The sequence below is a fragment of the Cupriavidus sp. OTU4054 genome (assembly GCF_038440175.1).
Classification (GTDB): Bacteria; Pseudomonadota; Gammaproteobacteria; order Burkholderiales; family Burkholderiaceae; genus Cupriavidus; species Cupriavidus pauculus_D.
Map to the genome: position 1 here is coordinate 137,117 of NZ_JASATF010000013.1, position 20,509 is coordinate 157,625.

At 67.9% G+C, this 20,509-nt stretch carries 18 protein-coding genes; 2 read left to right on the forward strand and 16 right to left on the reverse strand.

Annotation, left to right across the window (positions count from 1 at the left end; translation table 11 throughout):
• Window positions 1-9: 9 nt before the first annotated feature.
• Window positions 10-1,068: a tyrosine-type recombinase/integrase gene (locus tag AAHB16_RS17000; RefSeq protein WP_342051546.1), complete on the reverse strand. Its 1,059-nt coding sequence runs from the start codon at window positions 1,066-1,068 to the stop codon at window positions 10-12.
• Window positions 1,069-1,265: 197 nt separating this feature from the next.
• Between AAHB16_RS17000 and AAHB16_RS17005 the strand changes: the two genes are divergently transcribed.
• A complete protein-coding gene (locus AAHB16_RS17005; RefSeq protein WP_150376180.1) occupies window positions 1,266-2,249 on the forward strand; it encodes an NAD(P)H-dependent flavin oxidoreductase in 984 nt (327 codons plus the stop codon).
• On the opposite strand, the gene AAHB16_RS17010 is transcribed toward AAHB16_RS17005, so the two are convergent.
• The gene (locus AAHB16_RS17010; protein ID WP_150376178.1) at window positions 2,246-2,809 is read right to left on the reverse strand and encodes a PadR family transcriptional regulator; all 564 of its coding nucleotides are present in this window, start codon (window positions 2,807-2,809) and stop codon (window positions 2,246-2,248) included. The genes AAHB16_RS17005 and AAHB16_RS17010 overlap by 4 nt on opposite strands.
• A 295-nt stretch (window positions 2,810-3,104) precedes the next feature.
• Between AAHB16_RS17010 and AAHB16_RS17015 the strand changes: the two genes are divergently transcribed.
• The gene (locus tag AAHB16_RS17015) at window positions 3,105-3,374 is read left to right on the forward strand and encodes a hypothetical protein (RefSeq protein WP_342051520.1); all 270 of its coding nucleotides are present in this window, start codon (window positions 3,105-3,107) and stop codon (window positions 3,372-3,374) included.
• Between the two features lie 149 nt (window positions 3,375-3,523).
• On the opposite strand, the gene AAHB16_RS17020 is transcribed toward AAHB16_RS17015, so the two are convergent.
• The 14 genes from AAHB16_RS17020 to AAHB16_RS17085 all read right to left on the reverse strand — a co-directional run bounded on the left by AAHB16_RS17020 (window position 3,524) and on the right by AAHB16_RS17085 (window position 20,509).
• Window positions 3,524-4,528 carry a Bug family tripartite tricarboxylate transporter substrate binding protein gene (locus tag AAHB16_RS17020; RefSeq protein WP_150376174.1) on the reverse strand — a complete coding sequence of 335 codons (1,005 nt, stop codon included), beginning with the start codon at window positions 4,526-4,528 and terminating at the stop codon, window positions 3,524-3,526.
• A gap of 70 nt (window positions 4,529-4,598) precedes the next feature.
• Window positions 4,599-5,330: an SDR family NAD(P)-dependent oxidoreductase gene (locus tag AAHB16_RS17025; RefSeq protein WP_150376172.1), complete on the reverse strand. Its 732-nt coding sequence runs from the start codon at window positions 5,328-5,330 to the stop codon at window positions 4,599-4,601.
• 171 nt (window positions 5,331-5,501) lie between these two features.
• Window positions 5,502-6,704 carry a 3-oxoadipyl-CoA thiolase gene (gene pcaF / locus AAHB16_RS17030; protein ID WP_342051521.1) on the reverse strand — a complete coding sequence of 401 codons (1,203 nt, stop codon included), beginning with the start codon at window positions 6,702-6,704 and terminating at the stop codon, window positions 5,502-5,504.
• Window positions 6,705-6,769: 65 nt separating this feature from the next.
• Window positions 6,770-7,417, reverse strand: coding sequence for a 3-oxoacid CoA-transferase subunit B (locus AAHB16_RS17035; protein WP_150376168.1), 648 nt, complete (start codon window positions 7,415-7,417; stop codon window positions 6,770-6,772).
• Between the two features lie 21 nt (window positions 7,418-7,438).
• Window positions 7,439-8,122: a 3-oxoacid CoA-transferase subunit A gene (locus tag AAHB16_RS17040; RefSeq protein WP_150377472.1), complete on the reverse strand. Its 684-nt coding sequence runs from the start codon at window positions 8,120-8,122 to the stop codon at window positions 7,439-7,441.
• 334 nt (window positions 8,123-8,456) lie between these two features.
• Window positions 8,457-11,576 (reverse strand): SMC family ATPase, encoded by a 3,120-nt coding sequence (locus tag AAHB16_RS17045; RefSeq protein ID WP_342051522.1) that lies wholly within the window; start codon window positions 11,574-11,576, stop codon window positions 8,457-8,459.
• Complete coding sequence (locus tag AAHB16_RS17050; protein ID WP_342051523.1) at window positions 11,573-12,718, reverse strand: exonuclease SbcCD subunit D; 1,146 nt, start codon at window positions 12,716-12,718, stop codon at window positions 11,573-11,575. The genes AAHB16_RS17045 and AAHB16_RS17050 overlap by 4 nt, the downstream gene beginning before the upstream one ends.
• A 62-nt stretch (window positions 12,719-12,780) precedes the next feature.
• Window positions 12,781-14,163: a sigma 54-interacting transcriptional regulator gene (locus tag AAHB16_RS17055; protein WP_150376162.1), complete on the reverse strand. Its 1,383-nt coding sequence runs from the start codon at window positions 14,161-14,163 to the stop codon at window positions 12,781-12,783.
• 15 nt (window positions 14,164-14,178) lie between these two features.
• On the reverse strand, window positions 14,179-15,942 hold the full coding sequence (locus AAHB16_RS17060; RefSeq protein ID WP_342051524.1) for a TadG family pilus assembly protein: 1,764 nt from the start codon (window positions 15,940-15,942) through the stop codon (window positions 14,179-14,181).
• A 12-nt stretch (window positions 15,943-15,954) separates the two neighbouring features.
• Entirely contained in the window at window positions 15,955-16,323 is a 369-nt protein-coding gene (locus tag AAHB16_RS17065; protein WP_150376160.1) for a DUF3613 domain-containing protein, read from the reverse strand.
• A 32-nt stretch (window positions 16,324-16,355) separates the two neighbouring features.
• A complete protein-coding gene (locus AAHB16_RS17070; protein WP_342051525.1) occupies window positions 16,356-17,222 on the reverse strand; it encodes a pilus assembly protein TadD in 867 nt (288 codons plus the stop codon).
• Window positions 17,219-18,262 carry a type II secretion system F family protein gene (locus AAHB16_RS17075; RefSeq protein WP_342051526.1) on the reverse strand — a complete coding sequence of 348 codons (1,044 nt, stop codon included), beginning with the start codon at window positions 18,260-18,262 and terminating at the stop codon, window positions 17,219-17,221. The genes AAHB16_RS17070 and AAHB16_RS17075 overlap by 4 nt, the downstream gene beginning before the upstream one ends.
• A gap of 11 nt (window positions 18,263-18,273) precedes the next feature.
• Complete coding sequence (locus AAHB16_RS17080) at window positions 18,274-19,200, reverse strand: type II secretion system F family protein (protein WP_342051527.1); 927 nt, start codon at window positions 19,198-19,200, stop codon at window positions 18,274-18,276.
• Entirely contained in the window at window positions 19,193-20,509 is a 1,317-nt protein-coding gene (locus tag AAHB16_RS17085) for a CpaF family protein (protein WP_150376154.1), read from the reverse strand. Before AAHB16_RS17085 ends, AAHB16_RS17080 begins: the two co-directional genes overlap by 8 nt.

Genomic DNA, 20,509 nt, shown 5'->3' on the forward strand with positions numbered 1-20,509 from the left:
TGCCGAAGGTTACGCCGAAGATACATCCGCGGCCCGGTTACCGGTCAGGGCGACCGGCAATCCGGCACGTGCCTGCCATGCCTGATACGCCGCATGGAGCCGCCAGCCGGATTCGAGGTCGCGCATGCCCAGCAATTGCGCCACTGCCGCGGGCGGCATGCCCGCGTCGAAATGCATTGCGCCACAGGTATTGCGCAGTGTCTGTGGGGAGGCGCGCTCACTGCGGCCAGCCAGCACACCCGCTTCGTCGAGCAGCATTTCCACCCGGCGATAGACGGACGCGGCATGCATCGGCCGCCCCGATGCCATCGCCGGAAAGACGAGATCGCCCAGCGTCCCCGCCGCGGCGCGCAGCGCGAGCCACTGCCGCAACGGCGCGTGCGCAAACCCGAACAGCGTCGCGGTGTAGGCGCGCCCGTTGTCTGCACGCACCATCTGCAGGGCGGGCATGCCATGGTCGTCGCGATCCGCGAGCCCGTCAATGGCATCGAGCCGCAGTGCGCGGATCTCCGCCACCTTGAGGCCCGCGCCGAGCAGCACCGCCACGAGCGCGACGTCACGCGCGCGCTTCCACTGCGTGGGGGAGACGCGCGCTTCCCCACTCCCGCGACCGTCCCCGCGTCCATCCCCGATATCGAGGGGGTTGTCGCCGGCGGGCGCCAGCACGCGCGCGACGAGCAGATCGCGCTCGCCCGGCAGCAGAAATGCGGTGGGATCGTTCTCCCCATCCGCGAGCTTCGCGCGAACGGCCAGGCTCGCGGGATTCTGGAGATCCTGCCGCGCGAGCGAGAGGTGCTGGAACACGCGCTCGATCAGACGCGCGTAGCGATACCGATGCGACTTGTGCAGCTTTTGCGCGTCCAGAAATTCGCCGATCTGCGCCGCCGACCACGTCAGCGGCGCCAGGCCCTGCTCGCCGGACCAGCGGAGCAGCTTGCCCCACATCGAGCGATAGACCACCGCCGTACCGTGCCGGAAGCCATGTTGCGAGAGCCAGCCATCGAACGCGCGTTCGGGGTGGGCGCGCCAGCTGTCGAGGTCGGCGTCGAAGAGGGCTTCGGCGTGCATGGCCAGGGGGTCGGCGCTGGAAGGGGTGGTCACTGACGATTCCGTCATGCTGGCAGGCGATGCGCTCATTGTAGACAACGCGCCACAGGAACATCCACTTGCGACGGCGGCAGGCTCCTCTATACTATGCACACACTATGCAACTAGTTGCACATTGCCCGTTACCTGTCGATAACCTTCGCCGGAGACTTCCTGCCATGGCCCTGCCTCCCCTGCTGCAAGACCGCCTGTCCCTGCCCGCGGTGTGCTCGCCGCTGTTCATCATCTCGAACCCCGACCTCGTGATCGCGCAGTGCAAGGCTGGCGTCGTGGGATCGTTCCCCGCGCTGAACGCCCGTCCGGCCGAACAGCTCGAAGTCTGGCTGGACCGCATCACGACCGAGCTGGCCGAGCACGACGCGCGGCATCCCGATCGCCCGTCGGCGCCGTTCGCGGTGAACCAGATCGTCCATCGCTCGAACGACCGGCTCGAACACGACCTCGAACTGTGCGTGCGGTACAAGGTGCCCATCGTCATCACGTCGCTTGGCGCGCGCGCCGAGGTCAACGACGCCGTCCACAGCTATGGCGGCATCGTGCTGCACGACGTGATCAACAACCGCTTCGCGCGCAAGGCCATCGAGAAAGGCGCCGACGGCCTGATCGCCGTGGCGGCCGGTGCCGGCGGCCACGCGGGCACGATCTCGCCGTTCGCGCTGCTGCATGAAATCCGCGAGTGGTTCGACGGTCCGCTGCTGCTGTCCGGCGCCATCGCGAGCGGGAACGCCGTGCTGGCGGCCCAGGCGGCCGGTGCCGACCTCGCCTATATCGGCTCCGCCTTTATCGCCACGGTCGAAGCGAACGCCGACGCCGCCTACAAGCAGATGATCGTGGACAGCGGCGCCGACGACATCATCTACTCGAACCTGTTCACGGGCGTGCATGGCAATTACCTGCGCGAGAGCGTCGTGCGCGCGGGCCTCGACCCGGACGCGCTGCCGGTGTCGGATCCCACGTCGATGAATTTCGGCTCGACGCGCGTCAAGCCGTGGAAGGAGATCTGGGGGGCCGGCCAGGGCGTCGGGGCGATCAAGCGCGTGGTACCCGCGGCCGATCTCGTGCATCGTTTCATCGAGGAATACGCGCTGGCGCGCCGTCGCCTCGGCCTTGCGGAGGCCCGCGCCGCCGCCGTGGCCGCCTAGGACGGCATGGGCGCCGCGAGCAGCGGCAACAGTTCGCGGCCCCAGGCCACCCAGTCTTCCTCGAAACGGATACCGCGCTGGAGCAGCGCGTACTGCAGCTGCTGCGCGCGATCCATGCGCGCGGCGCCAAAATCCTTGCGCTCGATATTGCGATAGGTCTCCAGGCGCGCCTCGTGCAACGCGATCAGGCGCGCCATTTCCTCGCCCAGCCCGAGCGGGCCGATGGCCGCATCCGCACGCAGCTTGACCAGAATTTCCTCACGCTGGTCGAGCCCGTGCCCCGGCGAACGGACCCAGCGCGCGAGCTCCTCCCGGCCCGCGGGCAGCACGCGATATACCTTTTTACGATTCCTTTTTTCCGCTTCGTCGCCTTCTGACACGCTTGCGGGCTCTTCCACGGCGATCCAGCCCTGCTCCGCCATGCGTCCGAGCTCGCGGTAGATCTGCTGGTGCGTGGCGTGCCAGAAGTAGCCGATGGACCGGTCGAAGCGGCGTGCAAGGTCATAGCCGGACGACGGCTTCTCGATCAGCGAGATCAACAGTGCGTGCGGAGTGGACATGCGTTCGTTGGGAGTTTCCGACGGGCACGGAGCTTGCAAGATGGGGGGTCGCCCGTGACGATCGCGTAATGGTAGCGCGCAAGTCGGGGCAAGTCATGCCGTTAACCGGTGAGACCGTGCCCGGATCTGGAGAAGACATTCACCAGAATGTGACAAATGTCACCTTCATCCATTTCTGACAATTTAAGCAGTTGTTCCGATACAGAATTAAAAAAGTCGAAATGGCAATTCTCGTTCGTCTGCAATACATTCCAGACATTGCAACCCGCATCCAACGGCACCCTGGGAGTCTGTCATGAATGCAAGACCGGACACTGCAACCCTGTCCGCGCTCGCCGAATTGTCGGAATTGTCCGCCGAGTCGTCCACCGACGCGCCCGAGATTTCGATTCCGCCGAGCGATCGTCCCGGTCCGATCCAGCGTCGCGCCACGTCCGCACCGATCTACTACCGGCTGCCCGACACGCCGGAAGGCCACCATATCAAGGAGTACGCGAGCGGCCTGCGCCAGCTCGTGCGCTTCGTCGGCGTCGAGGAGCAGGTGGTCAAGTACAGCCTGTCCTGATGCACCGTTGTCTCCTCCCGCCCCGAAGGCTGGGGCCTGGGATTCATCCGCGACTGCATACATGTCGCGGTTTTTTTTGAAGGCTGCTGGCCCCAAACGAAAAAAAGCCGGCGTAGCGCCGGCTTTTTTATGGTGCTGGAGCGGATCGATCAGTCCACCGTCGCGCCCGAGGCCTTCACCACCTTGGCCCACTTGGCGGCCTCGGTCTTCATGAAGGCAGCCAGTTGCGCCGGCTTTTCCGGATTCGGTTCGGCGCCCTGCTCGGCCAGCTTCTTCTTCACCTCCGGCATCGCGAGGATCTTCACGACTTCGGCGTTCAGGCGATCGACGATCGGTTGCGGCGTACCGCCCGTGGCGTACAGCGCGAACCACGAGGTCGCCTCGTAGCCCGGCACACCGGCTTCGGCCACGGTCGGCACGTCCGGCAGCGCAGGCGAGCGCTTGGCCGAGGTCACGGCGATCGCGCGCAGCTTGCCGGCCTTCACGTGCGGGTACGACGACGGCAGGTTGTCGAACATCAGGCCGATCTGGTTGCCCAGCAGGTCATTCACGGCCGGGGCGCTGCCCTTGTACGGAATGTGCTGGATATGCAGGTTCGTCATCATGTTGAACAGTTCGCCCGACAGATGGATCGACGAACCGCTACCCGACGAGCCGAACGACAGCTTGTCCGGGTTCGCCTTCACGTAGGCGATCAGTTCCTTGATGTTGTTGACCGGCACCTTCGGGTTCACGACCACGACGTTCGGCACCATGGCCACGCGCGAGATCGGCGCGAAATCCTTGACCGGGTCGAACGGCAGCTTCGAGTACAGCGACTGGTTGATCGCGTGCGTGCCGATCGTGCCCATGAACAGCGTGTAGCCGTCGGCCGGCGCCTTGGCGGCCAGGCTTGCGCCGATGTTGCCGCCCGCGCCCGGACGGTTGTCGATCACCACGGGCTGGCCGAGCGACTTGCCCAGTTCCAGACCCACGATGCGCGCGAGGATGTCGGTGGTGCCGCCAGCCGAGAACGGCACGATCAGCGTGATCGGCTTGCTCGGGTACGCCGGCTGTGCCTGCGCGCCGCCCATGGCCGCGATACCGGCGGCGAGTGCCACGCCGGCTGCCAGCAGGTGTCTGCGCACCTTCGAAGGTTGTTTGGTAATGCTCATGCTTGACTCCACTATATCGATGGGACCGTGCGACCCTCGTGGGACCGCCGGGTTATGCTGATTCTTGTCATCAAATGGGCGCGACGCCCAGGGTAGTGCCGCCGCAGACGTACAACACCTGACCGGTCACGAAACCGTTGTCGGGCGACAGGAAGAAGAGCGAGGCACGTGCCACGTCTTCCGGCGTTCCCATGCGCTTCACCGTGATGCTCGCGAGAATGCGCTTGGTCTGTTCGCTGCCTTCCGGATTGCTCTTTCGGAACAGCTCGGTGGCGATAGGACCCGGTGCCACGGCATTGACGGTGATACCGTCTCCGCCCAGCTCCATCGCCAGCGTACGGGTCATGCCAACGAGGCCGGCCTTGGTCGCGGCATACACCACGCGATCCGGCTTGCCGAGCGCCGCGCGCGAGGCCATGTTGACGATGCGGCCATAGCCGGCCGCGCGCATCGCGGGCAGGCAGGCCTGGGTCAGCAGCATCGACGCCTGCAGGTGCAGGCCGACGACGTAGTTCAGATCCGCGACGGTCGCCGTGTCGGCCGTGCCGGGGCGCGTGGCGCCCGCATTGTTCACGAGCCGCGTAACGGCGAATTGCGAGGTCACCTGCTCCGCCACGGCGCGGGTCGCCTCGGCATTGGTCAGGTCGGCCTGGAAGAAGGTCATGTTGGGATGGGACCAGGTGGGGGCAACGTAATCGACGTTGATCACCCTGGTGACGCCATCGGCCAGCAGCATTTCGCTGATGGCGCGGCCAATGCCGGAACTGGCACCGGTAACGAGCGTGGCAACGGGAAGGGACATCTCAATACTCCGCACCGGCTAACGACGCCGGTTCCATCAGAAAAAGATGCGGCAAGGCCGGCGAGCCTGTCGGCCCGGCCGCATTTGCTCTACCTCGTTGGGGAAGAGACAGCACTGAACCTTCCCACTCAGGGTTAACGGCAGGAAGGACAGAAGGTTGAGCGCGAAGGGTTACACGCGCTCGATCACCATCGCGATACCCTGGCCCACGCCGATGCACATCGTGCACAGCGCGTAACGGCCGCCGGTACGGTGCAGCTGGTACATGGCCGTGGTCACCAGGCGCGCGCCGCTCATGCCGAGCGGGTGGCCCAGCGCGATTGCGCCGCCGTTGGGGTTCACGCGCTTGTCGTCGTCGGCCACGCCAAGCTGACGCAGCACGGCCAGGCCTTGCGCGGCGAATGCCTCGTTCAGCTCGATCACGTCCATCTGGTCGATGGTCAGGCCGACCTGCCTGAGCACCTTCTGCGAAGCGGGAACGGGGCCGATGCCCATCACGCGCGGCGCCACGCCGGCGGTGGCCATGCCCACGATGCGTGCGCGCGGCGTCAGGCCGTGCTGCTTGATGCCGGCTTCGCTGGCGAGCAGGATGGCGCAGGCGCCGTCGTTCACGCCCGAGGCATTGCCGGCCGTCACGGTACCGTCCGGACGCACCACGCCGCGCAGCTTGGCCAGCGCTTCCATGCTGGTGGCACGCGGATGTTCGTCGCGCTCGACGACGATCGCGTCGCCCTTCTTCTGCGGAATGGTGACCGCGGTGATCTCTTGCGCCAGCGTACCGTCGGCCTGCGCGCGCGAAGCCTTCTCCTGGCTGCGCAGCGCCATCAGATCCTGGTCTTCACGGCTGATCTTGTAATCGGTGGCCACGTTCTCCGCGGTCTCGGGCATCGAGTCCACGCCGTACGCGGCACGCATCGCCGGGTTGACGAAGCGCCAGCCGATGGTCGTGTCGAAGATCTGCGCATCGCGCGAGAAGGCCGAGGTGGCCTTGCCCATCACGAACGGCGCGCGGCTCATGCTTTCCACGCCGCCGGCGATCATCAGGTTGGCTTCGCCCGACTTGATGGCGCGCGCGGCCGTGCCGGTCGCGTCCATGCCCGAGCCGCACAGGCGGTTGATCGTCGAGCCCGGCACCGCTTCCGGCAGGCCGGCCAGCAGCAGCGACATGCGCGCGACGTTGCGATTGTCTTCACCCGCCTGGTTGGCGTTACCGAAGATCACGTCGTCGATCGCGGCCGCGTCCAGACCCGTGTTGCGCGCGAGCAGCGCGCGCAGCGGCACGGCGCCCAGATCGTCGGGGCGAACCGCCGACAGGCTGCCGCCGTAACGGCCGATGGGGGTACGGATGGCGTCGCAGATAAAGGCTTCGGTCATGGTCTGTCTCTCTCGGTGCTATGTCGTTGCGTATCGAACGGTCGGGCGGCCAATCAGGCGGCCAATCAGGCGGCCACTGCCTGCTTGAGGGTCACGCCGGTGACGCGCTGCAGTTCCTCGAAGGTCAGGCCTTCCACGAGGTCGCGCGCGACGAGGCCGTCGGGGGTCACGTCGATCGTGGCGAGGTCCGTATAGATGCGCGTCACGCAGCCGATGCCGGTCAGCGGGTACGTGCATTCCGCCACGACCTTGCTCTCGCCCTGCTTGGTCTGGTGTTCCATCATCACGAACACTTCCTTGGCGCCGATGGCGAGGTCCATCGCGCCGCCCACGGCGGGAATCGCACCCGGCGCGCCGGTGTGCCAGTTCGCGAGGTCGCCCTTCGCGGACACCTGGAACGCGCCCAGCACGCAGAAGTCGAGGTGGCCGCCGCGCATCATCGCGAACGAGTCCGCATGATGGAAGAACGAGCCACCGGCCTTCAGCGTCACGGGCTGCTTGCCGGCGTTGATCAGGTCGCCGTCTTCCTCGCCGGGCGCGGGCGCCGGGCCCATGCCCAGAACGCCGTTCTCGCTATGCAGCAGGATTTCGCGGTCGGCGGGCAGGTGGTTGGCCACCAGCGTGGGCAGGCCGATGCCGAGGTTCACCACGGCACCTTCGGGAATGTCGTTGGCCACACGGGCGGCCATTTGATCGCGGGTCAGGCGTTGCATGTCTGTTCTCCTTGTCGCGCGTCAGGCGGCCTTGGCGGCGGCGCCTTCGATCTTCACCACGCGCTTGACGAAAAGGCCAGGCGTGACGACACGTTCGGGGTCGATCTCGCCGAGCTCGGCGATATGGCTGACCTGCACGATCGCGCATTTGGCGGCGGTGGCCATGATCGGGCCGAAGTTGCGCGCGGTCTTGCGGTACGTCAGGTTACCCCAGCGGTCGGCCGTGTCGGCCTTGATCAGCGCGAAGTCCGCGTAGATCGGCTTCTCGAACACGTAGCCCTTGCCGTCGATGATCCGCGTTTCCTTGCCCTCGGCCAGCGGCGTGCCGTAGGCCGTGCGCGTGAAGAAGCCGCCGATGCCGGCACCGGCCGCGCGAATGCGCTCGGCCAGGTTGCCCTGCGGCACCAGTTCCAGTTCGATATCGCCCGCATGGTAGAGCGAGTCGAAGACGTACGAGTCGGCCTGGCGCGGGAACGAGCAGATGATCTTGCGCACCTGACGGGCCTTGAGCAGCGCGGCCAGACCGGTGTCGCCGTTGCCGGCGTTGTTGTTGACGATGGTGAGGTCGCGCGCGCCCTGGGCGATCAGTGCGTCGATCAGTTCCGCGGGCATGCCCGCAAGACCGAAGCCGCCGATCATGATCGTGGCGCCATCGTGGATGTCGGCGACCGCCGATTCCACCGAGTCATAAAGCTTGTTGATCACTTGCGTTCCAATCACGGAAGGGTCCGGCAGAGGTCCGGGCCCGGGCCGCATGGGGCGGCGCGCAAAGGAGGTCTCCGGATAATTCTTGCTGGACGATTTATCCGCTGCGTCGCGGCTGGGCGCGGCGGCAGCGGAACAGGGTCCGACAATCTTGTGTTGTCTGGTACAAGCGGCACGGTGGCGCCGCAGGCTGCCTCCTTGTGGAACCGATTTGTTCGCCTATCGAACTTGAATTCGCACAATGAACAGTGAGAAGGAGATTACACCTGCGACCATTGCCCGGTCAAGCCGGCGGGACGGCACTTGCCGCCCCGCGCGCCGGGCTTCCGTGAGCTTAGGGTAGTTGAAGCACCGCGTGGCTGCCGGCCGCGCCGGGGCGGACTTCCAGCCGCACGTCGATGCGTTCGCGGAGCTCGCTCACGTGCGAAATGATGCCGACCAGCCGGCCCGCCTGCTGGAGATCCAGCAGCGTGCGGATGGCGAAGTCGAGGCTCTCCGGGTCGAGCGTGCCAAAGCCTTCATCCACGAACAGCGTGTCGAGCTGGATGCCGCCCGCGCGCGATTGCACGACGTCGGCAAGGCCGAGCGCCAGCGACAGCGAGGCGAGGAATCCTTCGCCGCCGGAGAGCGTATTGGCCGGACGCGTGCCGCCGGTGTCATGGTCGAACACTTCGAGGTCGAGGCCGCCCGCGCTGCGCTGGTCCACCTGCTCGCGCACGCGTTGCAGCGTATAGCGGCCGCGGCTCATGCGCATGAGGCGCTGCGACGCGGCCTCGAGCACTTCGTCCAGCAGCGAGGCGAGCACGAAGCGCTGGAACGTGATGCGGCGCGGATTGTTGCCATTGGCCACTTCCGACAGGCGTCCGAGCACCGCGTAGCGTGTCTCGATATCGCGGCCGTCCGCTTCCAGCGCGTCGAGCAGGCGCTGGCATTGCAGCAGCGTCTCCCGCGCGGCGGCGAGTTCGCTGCGCTGGCGGATTGCGGCCTCGAGGTTGGCGGCGGCGGTGTCGCGTGCGGCCTGCAGGGCCGGGAGGTCGGGCGGTTGCAGCGATTTCGCTTCGGCCTCGGCACGTTCGCGGCGGTCTGCGGCACGGGCGATCTCGAGCTCGAAATCGCGTACTGCCTCGTCGAGGGCGACCATCGCGGCCGGGGGCAGGCATGCGGTCTGCCAGGCTTCGAGACTGTCGAAGCCCGCGGCGGCAATCGCGTTGACGAACGACGCCTGCGCCTGCACGTGGCGCGCGTCGGTCTGCGTCAGCTGCGTACGCGCGGCGTCTAGCGCGGCCACGGCGGCGGCCAGCTGCGACGCGGCATCGCGTTCGGTCATCTGCGCGCGTTGCAATGCCTGCTCGAGCGCCAGCGCACGCTCGCGCGCTTTGGCGAGCGCGGCTTCGAGCGCGACCGGGTCGCGCGAGTCCTCGGGCACCTGCTCGCAAGCGCCACGCCATTCGCCTTCGAGTTGCGCGGCGGCCTGCGCAAGCTGCTGCGCGACGTGCTCGGCCTCGCGCGCCTGCGCGACGGCGGCTTCGTGCGCGCCACGCGCATCGGCATGCGCAGCCTCGAGGTTCGGCAACCGCGCGGCCGCTTGCGCCGCGACCTTGAGCGCGTCCGTCAGCCGCGCCACCTCCCCATCGATCGCCCGCGCGGCGGCGGCAATGTCGTCATCGGACGCGTTGGGCGCGCTGGGTGCATCGTCCATCCGGGCCACAGCCGGCGCCGGCTGCAGCCGTGCCAGTTCCGCGAGATCCGCAAGCCGTGCCTCGGCCTGCGCCAGCTCTCCATACGCAGCATGCCGGCGCGTAGCGGTCGCCTGTACCTGCTCGTCCGCCCGATGCAGCGCATCCCGGCTCGCATCGAGTTGCGCGTCGCCGATCGACAACAGCTCCGCATGCGCCGCCGGCGACGGATGCTCGGTGCCGCCACATACGGGGCATGGCGCGCCGCGCGCCAGGTCGCTCGCCAGCCGCGCGGCCTGTCCCGCGCGCCAGGCCCGTTCATCGTGCACCAGCGCCTGCCGCGCGCCATCGCGCGCGCTCACCGCGCGAACATGCGCATGCTCGGCCGCCGCCAGCGCCTCACGCAACCCGGGCATGCGCGCACGCGCGGCCGCGTACTGCGCCAGCCGCGTCTGCTGCTCGACCGCCTGATCGCGCTGCAACGTCAGCGTGGCCATCGGTATCGCCTCCGCCCGCGCACGCTCCAGATCGACCGAGACCGTCTGCTGACGCTCCAGATGCTTCGCCACCGCCGCCGTCGCCGTATCGCGCGCACGCGTCGCGCCCACCAGCGCCTTCGTGGCATCGGCCAGCCGCGCCTGCAGCGCACTCATCTGCCGCGCGCGCGGCAGCATCGCCTCCCGCGCCGCAATCTCGCGTTGCAGCGCCACGCGCATCTCGCCACGGCCCTGCTCGCCGGCCAGCACCTCGGCCGCCGCGCGCGCGGCCGTCGAATGAGTCGCCACCTCCTGCTCGCGCTGGGCCAGCGCTTCCCGCGCCTCGGCCTGATCGCGCGCCATCGCCGCCAGATGTTCGGCCATTGGCGACACCTGCGCCGCCCGCTGCGCCGTGCGCAGCCGCGCGCGCTCCGCAACCATCGCCTCTCGCCGCGCGGAGAGCCTGCCGAACGCTTCCTCCGCGTCCTTCCAGCGCTTGAGCTGCTGCGCCTCGATCTCGGCCTTGCTCAACGCAGCCCGTGCCGCATCGCTATCGGCACGCGCAAGCTGCTCCTGCCGGTCGAGCATCGCCAGTGCATCCTGCTGCCCCGCGATCCGCGCGGCCAGCGCCTCCGGCGTTGCCAGCGCATGCTGATCGAGCAGCGTCTTCCGGCGCAGCGAAATCGCATCGGCCTCGCGGCGGATGCCCGCCGCCTGCTCCTTCAGCAGTTCCTCGACGCGCCGATAGAGTTCGGTCTGGAACAGGCGCTCGAGAATCGCCTGCCGTTCCTGCGACTTCGCGGTCAGCAGTTCGCGGAACCGCCCCTGCGGCAGCACGATGACCTGCCGGAACTGCGCGCTGTCGAACCCAAGCAGTTCGCGCACCGCATCGCTGACGCGGCCAGGCTGGGTCGCCTTGCTGACCCAGCGCTCCTCGGCCAGCGCGTCGAGCTGCGCCTTGGGAATCTCGCGCACGAGCGTGCCCGACGCACGAAGGCTCGGACGCTCCTGCGCGGGCGAACGCGTGACGCGGTAGCGCTGCGAACCCAGCGCGAACTCGAGCGTGACTTCGGTGCGCAGCGCCGGATCGGCATTGGCATTGCGCATATCGCGCGGATCCCGCTCGCCACCGGACGTGTCGCCATACAGCGCAAAGCAGATCGCATCGAGCAGCGTCGTCTTGCCAGCGCCGGTAGGGCCATGAATGAGGAAGAACGCCTGGTCCCCCAATTGGGTGAAATCGATCGACTCGCTGGTTGCGAACGGACCGAACGCCTGCAATTTCAGGTGCAGCGGTTTCATGCCGATTCCCTTTCCGATGCCGCCATTGCGGCAAGCAGGTCGTCCAGCGTACGGCGCTGGTCCACGTCGAGGTCGGCGTCGGCCACCTCGCGGAAGAAGCTGGCGAACAACGCGCCGGTATCGAGTTCGCGCAGGCGGCGTCCCGCCTCGCGTGCGCTGCCGCTGCGCGCGAGCACCGCGCGCTCCATGGCCAGCGCGTTCGGATAGGCCTGCCGCAGCCGCGCCATCGGATCGAGGAGCGCGCCGGCATCCGTCAGTACCGCATGAATGTAGTCGTCGCGGCAAGGGTCATCCGCCGCGCTGGCGATAAGCGTGGCCAGTTCGCCACGCAACAGCCGCAGATCGCGCATCGGACGCAGGGCGATCGGCTCGATGCGCACCGCGCCTGCCCCGTCGAGTTCCACCAGCGACACGCTCTTGGCGTGGCCCGCCTCCGACAGCGAATACTTGAGCAGCGACCCCGAGTAATGGACATTCGTGCCCAGCGTCTGCGGGCGATGCAGGTGGCCGAGCGCGACATAGTCGAAGCCGTCGAACACGCCGGCCGCGACGGCACCGCTGCCGCCGACCGAGAGCGGACGCTCCGATTCGCTGGCCGCGCCACCCACGACAAACGCGTGCGCCACGGCCACCGATCGCGTGTTCGCCGGATGCGCGGCGCGAATGGCAGCCAGCTGGGCACCCAGCGCCGCCTCGTGATGCGGGAGTTCGAGGCCCAGCGCGTCGCGCACGACGGCCGGTTCCGCGTAGGGGATCGCATAGATGCGGACGTCGCCATGCGCGTCGCGCAGCGTGAGGCTGCTGGCCTGCGCGCCCACGCGTCCCGCCACATGCAGACCCTGTCCGGTCATGAGCCGCGCGCCGAAGTCCAGCCGCTGGGCGCTGTCGTGGTTGCCGGCGATCATCACGACGGGCACACGCTCGCCGACGACAATGCGCGCCAGCACATCGTCGAGCAGTGCCACCGCGTCCGGCGGGGGCACCGCGCGGTCGTACACGTCGCCCGCGATCAGCACGGCGTCTGGCCGTGCGTCGCGGACAAGGGCGACGAACTGGTCGAGCACATGGGCCTGATCCTCGATCAGGCTACGGGCATGGAACAGCCGACCGAGATGCCAGTCGGCGGTGTGGAGAAAGCGCAATCTGATTCCTTGGGCAACGTCATTCGCGACACGAGTGCCGCATCATAACGTCACGCCGCGGCTCAGGCGGATTCCACTTCGTTGTCCGCGGCTTCGCTGTCGACGATCTGATACTTGCGCATCTTCTCCCACAGCACCTTGCGGCTGATGCCGAGGCAGGTCGCGGTGTCCTGCCGGCGCCATCCGTTCGCGTCCAGCGCCGCGATGATGCGGCGCCGCTCCTCGGCATCGCCGCGCGACTCGGCCGGACGCTCGCCGCCATCGAACGCGCCGGGACGCAGGCCCCGGAACAACGGCCGGATGCGATCCTCGTCCCAGGCACCGCACTGCTGCACGGTGATCCCCACGCGCTCGGCGAGGTTGCGCAGCTCGCGCACGTTGCCGTTGAAGAACGCGGTGCCCACCGCGCCCTTGAGCCAGTCCGGCATCGGCGGCAGCACGTCGAACCGCTTGGCGCCCATCATATGGCGCATGAACGATTGCAGCAGCGCCACCTTGTCCGCGGCACCGCGCTCCTCGAGGCTCGGAATGCGCAGCTCGATCACCGCCAGCCGAAAGTACAGGTCCGCGCGGAACTTGCCCTGCCCTACCGCCTCGCGCAGGTCCTTGTTGGTCGCCGCGACGAGGCGGAAGTCGAGCTTCACCGGCAGCGCCGATCCCAGCCGCGTCAATGCGTTCTCCTCGAGCACGCGCAGCAGCTTGACCTGCTGGAACAGCGGCAGGTCGCCGATTTCGTCGAGGAACAGCGTGCCGCCGTTGGCCTGCTCGAAATACCCGCGATGCGCGAACATCGCGCCCGTGAACGCGCCCTTGGCGTGGCCGAAGAACTGCGATTCGAACAGTCCATCGGGAATCGCGCCGCAGTTCACCGCGATGAACGGTCCCTTGCCGTACGTGCGATTGCGATCGTGGAACAGGCGCGCAATGCGCTCCTTGCCCGCGCCGGTCTCGCCATAGAGCATCACGTTGCTGTCGAAGTCGGCGAACGTGTCCACCTGCTGCAGCAGTTGCAGCATCGCGGGCGATCCGGCCACGAGGTCCGCGACGTCGGGCCCCGTCTCCGATGCGGCCAGCAGCTGGGGCATCAGCTTGCCGATCTGCGTGCGCAGGTCCGGCCCCGAGAAATCGTGCGGCAGGATATGGGCGTATTCGGCCGGGAAGCGACCCGGGTCGACCTCGCGATCGGGCGCGGCGACCCACACGACGGGCATGCCATGCGCGGCTTCCCACTCGAGCGTGAATTTCGCGGTACCGATCGCCGATGCACTGATCACGGCCACGCAGGGTTTCGTACGCGGCTCGGCAGGAAACGACTCGAGCGCGCCAGCGCGAATCACATCGACCCCAAGCGGCGTGAGAAAGCGCGCGACGCGGTCGGCAATCTCGTACTTGCCTTCCCAGACATAGACTTCGAGGCTCTCGTAGGCCCAGCGGTCGGCTTTCATGATTTCGTTTTCGTTTCAGTACACCAGTTCGGCGTTGTTGCAATCGATGCCATTCATCCAGAGGTCGGCATTGCCAAGGCGAATGCCTAGCGCCGGCAACGTCGCGGACAAAAGCTGGTCCAGCAGGCTCCCGACCGGCGCCAGCAGCGGCGACAGGATGTCGGTCTTCACCACCGGCAAAGGCAGGCTCAGAACGGCCAGGTTCAATTCGAGGCTATCGAGCAACCCTTTTACGAGGGTCGCCACGGGGATCGGTGCCTGCATGGTCTGGGTGCCACCCGGTGCCAGCGTTACCGATGATTTCGTCGGGGGGGCACCGCTCACGGTGTTCACGTATCCAGTCAGCGCCGCGAGCGGAATGCCCAGCACCTTCACCGAGCCGAGCGTCACCGGTTTGCCCACGGCAGCGCAACCCTTGCCGCCATCAGGGTCGGCAATGCAGAGGTCGGCCACGCGCGGGGCAAGGTCGACGGTTGCGCGGCGTTGCGTGGCATCTGCGGCGCACTGCAGCGCGGTGAGATCGGCAGTCGCTGTCGCCGCCCGCACGCGCAACGGCAGTTGCACCGAGACATCGACCAGCGTGCCAAGCTTGATCGTCGTGGCCTGCACATTGACGTCCAGGCCAAGCTGCCCGGTGGAGGCCGTCGTGATCCATTGCGTGGAGCCCGATGTCTGCCTGACAGGTCCGACCGCTACCTGTGGCGGTTCAATGACCAGCAGCCGCGTGCTGGCAGACAGGATGCCCGGAACGTTCAGGGTCGGAAGATTCAACGCCACCGAAGAATCGCCGCGCGCAATCTGCGCCGCCAGCGCGATCAGCGACGCAACGTTCAGCCCCACCTCGGCCGCCGATGAGGCCGCCGGGGCCAGCACGCCCAGGTCCAGCAGCTTCGCCAGGCTCACGGCCGCCCCCACCCCCCCGACACCCAGTGTCGTCGCCGGCGTGCCCAGCGCCGTGCTCAGCAGCGCGTCGCGGTTGGCGGCCTTCAGCACCAGCGCATAAAAGTCGCGCAGCGAAAGCTGGAGACCCAGCAGCTGGTTGATCGTGCCCACGCCCGCCGCGATACGCAGTTGCTCGAGCGAAATCTGCGAGCCGACCAGTCCGGACCAGTCGGCCGCGGAGAACTTCACGACGACATTCGGGCCGAGCAATGTGCCCAGCAGGCCGTTGGCCGTGTTGACATCCACAAGCCCGCTCCCCAGCGAGAACGACGCCACCGGCGGACTCCCCGCCGCAATCGCCTCCGCCCGCAATTGCCGCCCACTCGACCCCGGAAACACAAACAACACCGGCAACGTCATCGTCGCCTGCACCCGCACCGCGTTGGCCGAGACCGTCGCCGGGTTGTAGCCCGAATTGAAATGCCGCCTGCTGTCGCCATTCGCTGGATTGCCCGGATCCCAGAGCCCGAGGCACGCGCGCATGCCATCCGCCGCGCCGCTCGCCACATCGCCGCACGACGTCGTCACCGCAGGCTTGTAGCCGTTCTGCGTCGCCGTGCCCTGCACGGCCGCCATCACGCTGGCGCTGGTCGTCGCAAGATCCGCCGCGCGCTTGAGTTGCTGCGCGCCCGACACCGCCGCCAGATCCGCTATCTTCTGCAGCTGCCGCTGCCCATAGAACACATACCCGATATCGATCGACACCAGCGCCGCCACCCCGATGGTCGCCATCAGGATCACCGCCATCGCGCTCACGGCGCCACGCTGCCGCGCACGCGCGCAACATGCGCCGCTCCCGCGAGCGGAGAAGGTCCTGGAGGCGAACGTGGCGTGCATGACCGGCCGTCCTTACTGTCCCAACGCCTGCCCGAACGACTGACTGCCCGACCCGCCGCGCAGCGGACTGCCCGTCGCCTGGCTCGTGAAGTACTCGGGTATCGCGTAGCGGAAGCTTTCCAGATAGCGCTCGTAGCCAAGCGCGGCCTGCTCGCCCGTCATCGGCAGGCCGGGGCCCGCCTGCGCGCCCGAGCGCTGGATCTGCAGCAGCGCGCGCGTATCGTTGCGCTCGGCGATGGGCGCCATCCGCACCGGCGGGGGCGCGGCATCGGCCGCCGGCTGCTGCGCGAATGCCGGCGTGGCGGGCAGGCAAAGCGCCGCGCCAAGTGCTAGCCCAACGGCCGGGGCGGCAAAGGTTCGGAGGCGGGTGGCAAGGTTCATGGCGGATGTCCTGTTGCGATGGAGGCCGGGCATCAGGGTTGTGCCCCCGGTTGGATCCCCGGTTGCATTCCCGGTTGTATTCCCGATAGCGCGCCGCGCGCGTCGGTCATGGCCAGCGGCTTCCCCGCCGCGACCTTGCCCGCCGGGCCACTCATGGCATTGGCCCGCGCCTGTGCCGCGCGCGCGATACGATCGGCTTCCTTTCGAATCGCCGCACGCGTGTTCTCGGGCAGGTTCGCCTGCTGCATCATCGCGGTGGCCTGCGCGCGCTTGCCGTCCGCCATCATCCAGACCGCGGCATTGCTGACGATGCGCGGGTTCGTCCCGTCGAGCTGAAGCGCCTGCATCACGGGCACCTTCGCTTCCTGCAACGCGCCCCCGCGCATCAACGCATAGCCAAGGTCGTTCGCGATGGGCGCATTCACGGGATCCAGCGTCGCGGCCTGCCGCAACGCCATCACCGCCCGCGTGAAATCGCCCTGGCGTCCCGCAAGCAATCCCAGCCCGTGGTAGGCCCGCGCCGCCCGATCGGTGCCGGTCAGATCGCGATAGGCCTGCGTGGCCGCATCGTCCTGGCCCGTCTCGCGCAATGCATCGGCGCGCAGCAACCTGAGTTCCGGCGTCGCGCCAAAGCGCTGCTGATAGGCGTCGATATGCGCCAGCGACGCGTAATACAGCCCCTCCTGCTGCATGCGGCCGATCAGGCCCAGGTACACGGCCTTGTCGCTGTACTCGGCACGCTCCTCCTTGTCGCGCAGCTTCGCGAGCTCGATCTGTGCCTCGGCCTGCTGGGCCATCCGCTCGGCGCTGTTGGAACCGGCCCCCAGCCCGGCGCAGCCGCCCAGCAGGGCCATTGTCGTCATCGCGGCCATCGCGCGTGCCATGCTCTTCATCGTCATCGTGCCGCACCCATCTGTGCCAATAACCGAATGGCGCCAAGAAAGCCCGGTCCCGCGGTGATGATCAGCAGTACCGGCAGCAGACTCACCACCATCACGCCCGTCATCTTCACGGTCAACTGGCCGATTTTTGCCTTCATGCGCGCCTTGCGCGCGACCTGCAAACGTTCGCCGAACTGGCGCAGCGGCTCCTGCACGCCACCGCCATGGCGGTCCACCTGCGTCAGCAGGGTGATCAAGCCCTTCAGGTCCTCGCTATCGAACAGCCGGCCGATGCGCAGCAGCGTCTGCTCGCGCGAGCGGCCCGAGGCGAACTGCTGGTTCGCGCGATGCAGCTCGGGGCCGAGCACGCGCAGCAGATTGCCGAACTCCACCACGATGATCTGCAGGCTCTGGTCGATCGACATGCCCACGCCCTGCAGCAATCGCAGCATGTCGATCAGGACCGGCAGTTCCTCGTCGACCTGCGCGAGCCGCGCCTTGGCACGCCGGCGCAGCCAGAGCTTGGGCGCGAAGAACCCGAAAGCGAATGCAACGAATCCCCACGTCAGCGCCGCATCGCTACCGCGTGGCAGCTGCCAGATCACGGCAACGATCGCCGCCACGATGGGCAGCGCCACGCGCAGCCCGCCAAACACGGCACGCGCGCGCACGCCGTAGTAGCCGCACTGCTCGAGCAGCGCCTGCTCTTCCTCGGTCACCACCGCGCGGCCGATGCGCGACTCCAGCCAGCGCTGGTTGAAGCGCGTCTGGATCGTCTTCCCGAGCGAGTTGCCGAGCTTGCCGCCGAGCGCCGTGCCCGCGACGCTCGTGGCGCCCGTGGCGCTCGTGGCGGCGGCTGCATTGGCAGCGGCCGCAACGCCGGCCGCCGTGGCGGACGCCGCCGGCGCTGCAGCACCGGCCTGCCGCTGCAGCGCCGAGTCGATCGTGCGCGTCGCGCGCGAGCGCTGCCGCCACTGCCGCAACAGCGGCCATGCGAGCAGCCCCGCCGCGCATGCGACCATCAGCAGGCTGAGCGAGACCAGTGTCGTCATCGTCATGGTCGTGCTCCCTAAATCGATCGGGCCAGCCGATACAGCAGCGCGACGCCCGCGATCTCGAGGCCCCCCGCGGCAATCAGCATGGCGCGGCCCGCGGGGTCCTGCCACATCGACAGGATGTAGCCCGCATTGATCACGAACAGGGCGCCGGCCATCACGAGCGGGAGCAGCCCGAGCACCCATGCCGACATCCGCGTCTCCGCCGACAGCGCCAGCAGCTCGCGCTGCGCTTCCTCGTGATCGCGCATGAAGGTCGCCGTGCGCTCCATCACCACGTCCGCGCGCCCGCCATAACGCGTGGCCAGCCGCAGCACGGCCGCCACCATCACGAGTTCGTCGAGGCGATACACGCGCCCCACCTGCTGCACCGCCTGGTCGAGCTCCTTGCCCGCGCGTTGCAGATGAATCGCCTGCACGAGGCACTGGCGCAGTGGCGCTTCCGTGTTGACCACCGTGTTCTGGAATGCGGCGGGCACGCTGCTGCCAATCGCCATCAGCCGCACCACGCCATCGAGAAAGCCCGGCAACTGGCGCAGCATGCGGTGCTTGATGCGCCGAATGCGCAGCGATACGAAAAACGCGATCAGCGCGCCCGATACGACGAGCATCGCCACCGCGCCGATCGTGCCGCCCAGCATCGCGCCGACGAGGATCGCGACGCCCGCGGGCACGCCGAAGCGCAGATATGTGCGCCGCGTATCGGCAAGATCGGCGCGCCGCAGCAGCTCGGTCCAGCGCCGCTTGAGATCGCGCGCGCTGGCCTGCGGACCCGGCTCCACCGGCGTGGCGTAACGCGCGCGCACCTGCTCGGTCTGCGCCTGCAAATGCGCGCGCGCCCCCTCGGCCTGCGCGCGTGCGCGTGCCGTCGCGAGCATGAGCAGGCCCGCGCCGAGAATCACCAGCGCGATGGCCGCGAGCAGGAGGCTGGCGCTAGACATCGAAGCGGTCGTCGAGCATGAAGCCGGCCGGACGCATGCGCGCCAGCTTCGGCGAATGGGGCATCAGGCCGAGCGAGAGCCAGCGGTCGGTCTCGCTGCCGTCCGGTCCCTGCACGGGCTCGTGGCGCCACAGCTCCTGCGTGGAGATGATGTTGTCGCCAAGCCCGGTGACTTCTGTAATCGACAGGATGCGGCGCTTGCCGTTGGACAGCCGGCCGATCTGCACGATGAAGTCGATGGCGTTGGCAATCTGCCGCCGCAGGCTGATCTCGCTACCCTGAAACCCAGCGAAGCCCGCCAGCATCTCCAGACGGTACAGGCACTCGCGCGGGCTGCTCGCGTGGATCGTCCCCATCGAGCCATCGTGGCCCGTGCTCATCGCCTGCAGCATCTCCAGCACCTCGCCGCCGCGCACTTCCCCGACGATGATGCGGTCCGGCCGCATTCGCAGGCTGTTGCGCAGCAGATCGCGAATGGTCACCACGCCCGTGCCCTCGAACCCGCCGGGCCGGCTCTCCAGCCGGACCACGTGCGGGTGATTGAGCGCCAGTTCCGCGGTGTCCTCGATCGTGATCACGCGTTCGGTCACGGGCACGAACGTCGCCAGCGCGTTGAGCAGCGACGTCTTGCCCGAACTCGTGCCGCCGCTGACGAGAATATTGCAGCGCGCCTTGACCGCGGCTTCCAGCAGCTCGCAGATCTCGGGGTTCATCGTGCCGAGCGATTGCAGGTCGGCCGGCGTCAGCGGGTCCTTGCGGAATTTCCGGATGGACACCACGGGCCCTTCGAGCGCGAGCGGCGGAATGATGACGTTGATGCGGCCCCCGTCGGGCAGGCGCGCATCGACCATCGGATTCGACTCGTCGAGCCGGCGGCCGATCGGCGCGAGAATCCGGCGCACGATGCGCAGCAGATGCCCGCCATCGGCAAAGCGCACGGGAATGCGTTCCAGCACCCCATGGCGCGACACATACACGTCCATCGCGCCGTTGACGAGGATGTCCTCCACGGCGGGGTCGTTGAGCAGATCCTCGATCGGCCCGAAGCCGGCCAGCTCCTTGGTCAGCGCTTCGGAAATCTGGCGCAGTTCCACTTCGTTGATCGGAATGCGGCGCAGCCGCGTGAAGCTCTCCAGCTCCAGGTCGACAAAGCGCTGGATCGCCACGCGCGACCACCGGCCGAACTCCGCACCGAGTTCCTCGATGCGCGTCAGCAGATGCTCGTGCGCGGCCTCCTTGATCGTATGGAATTCCTGCGAAGCAGGAAACGGGGCAGCGGCGTTGTCCGAGAATTCGATCGCTTGCGTCAT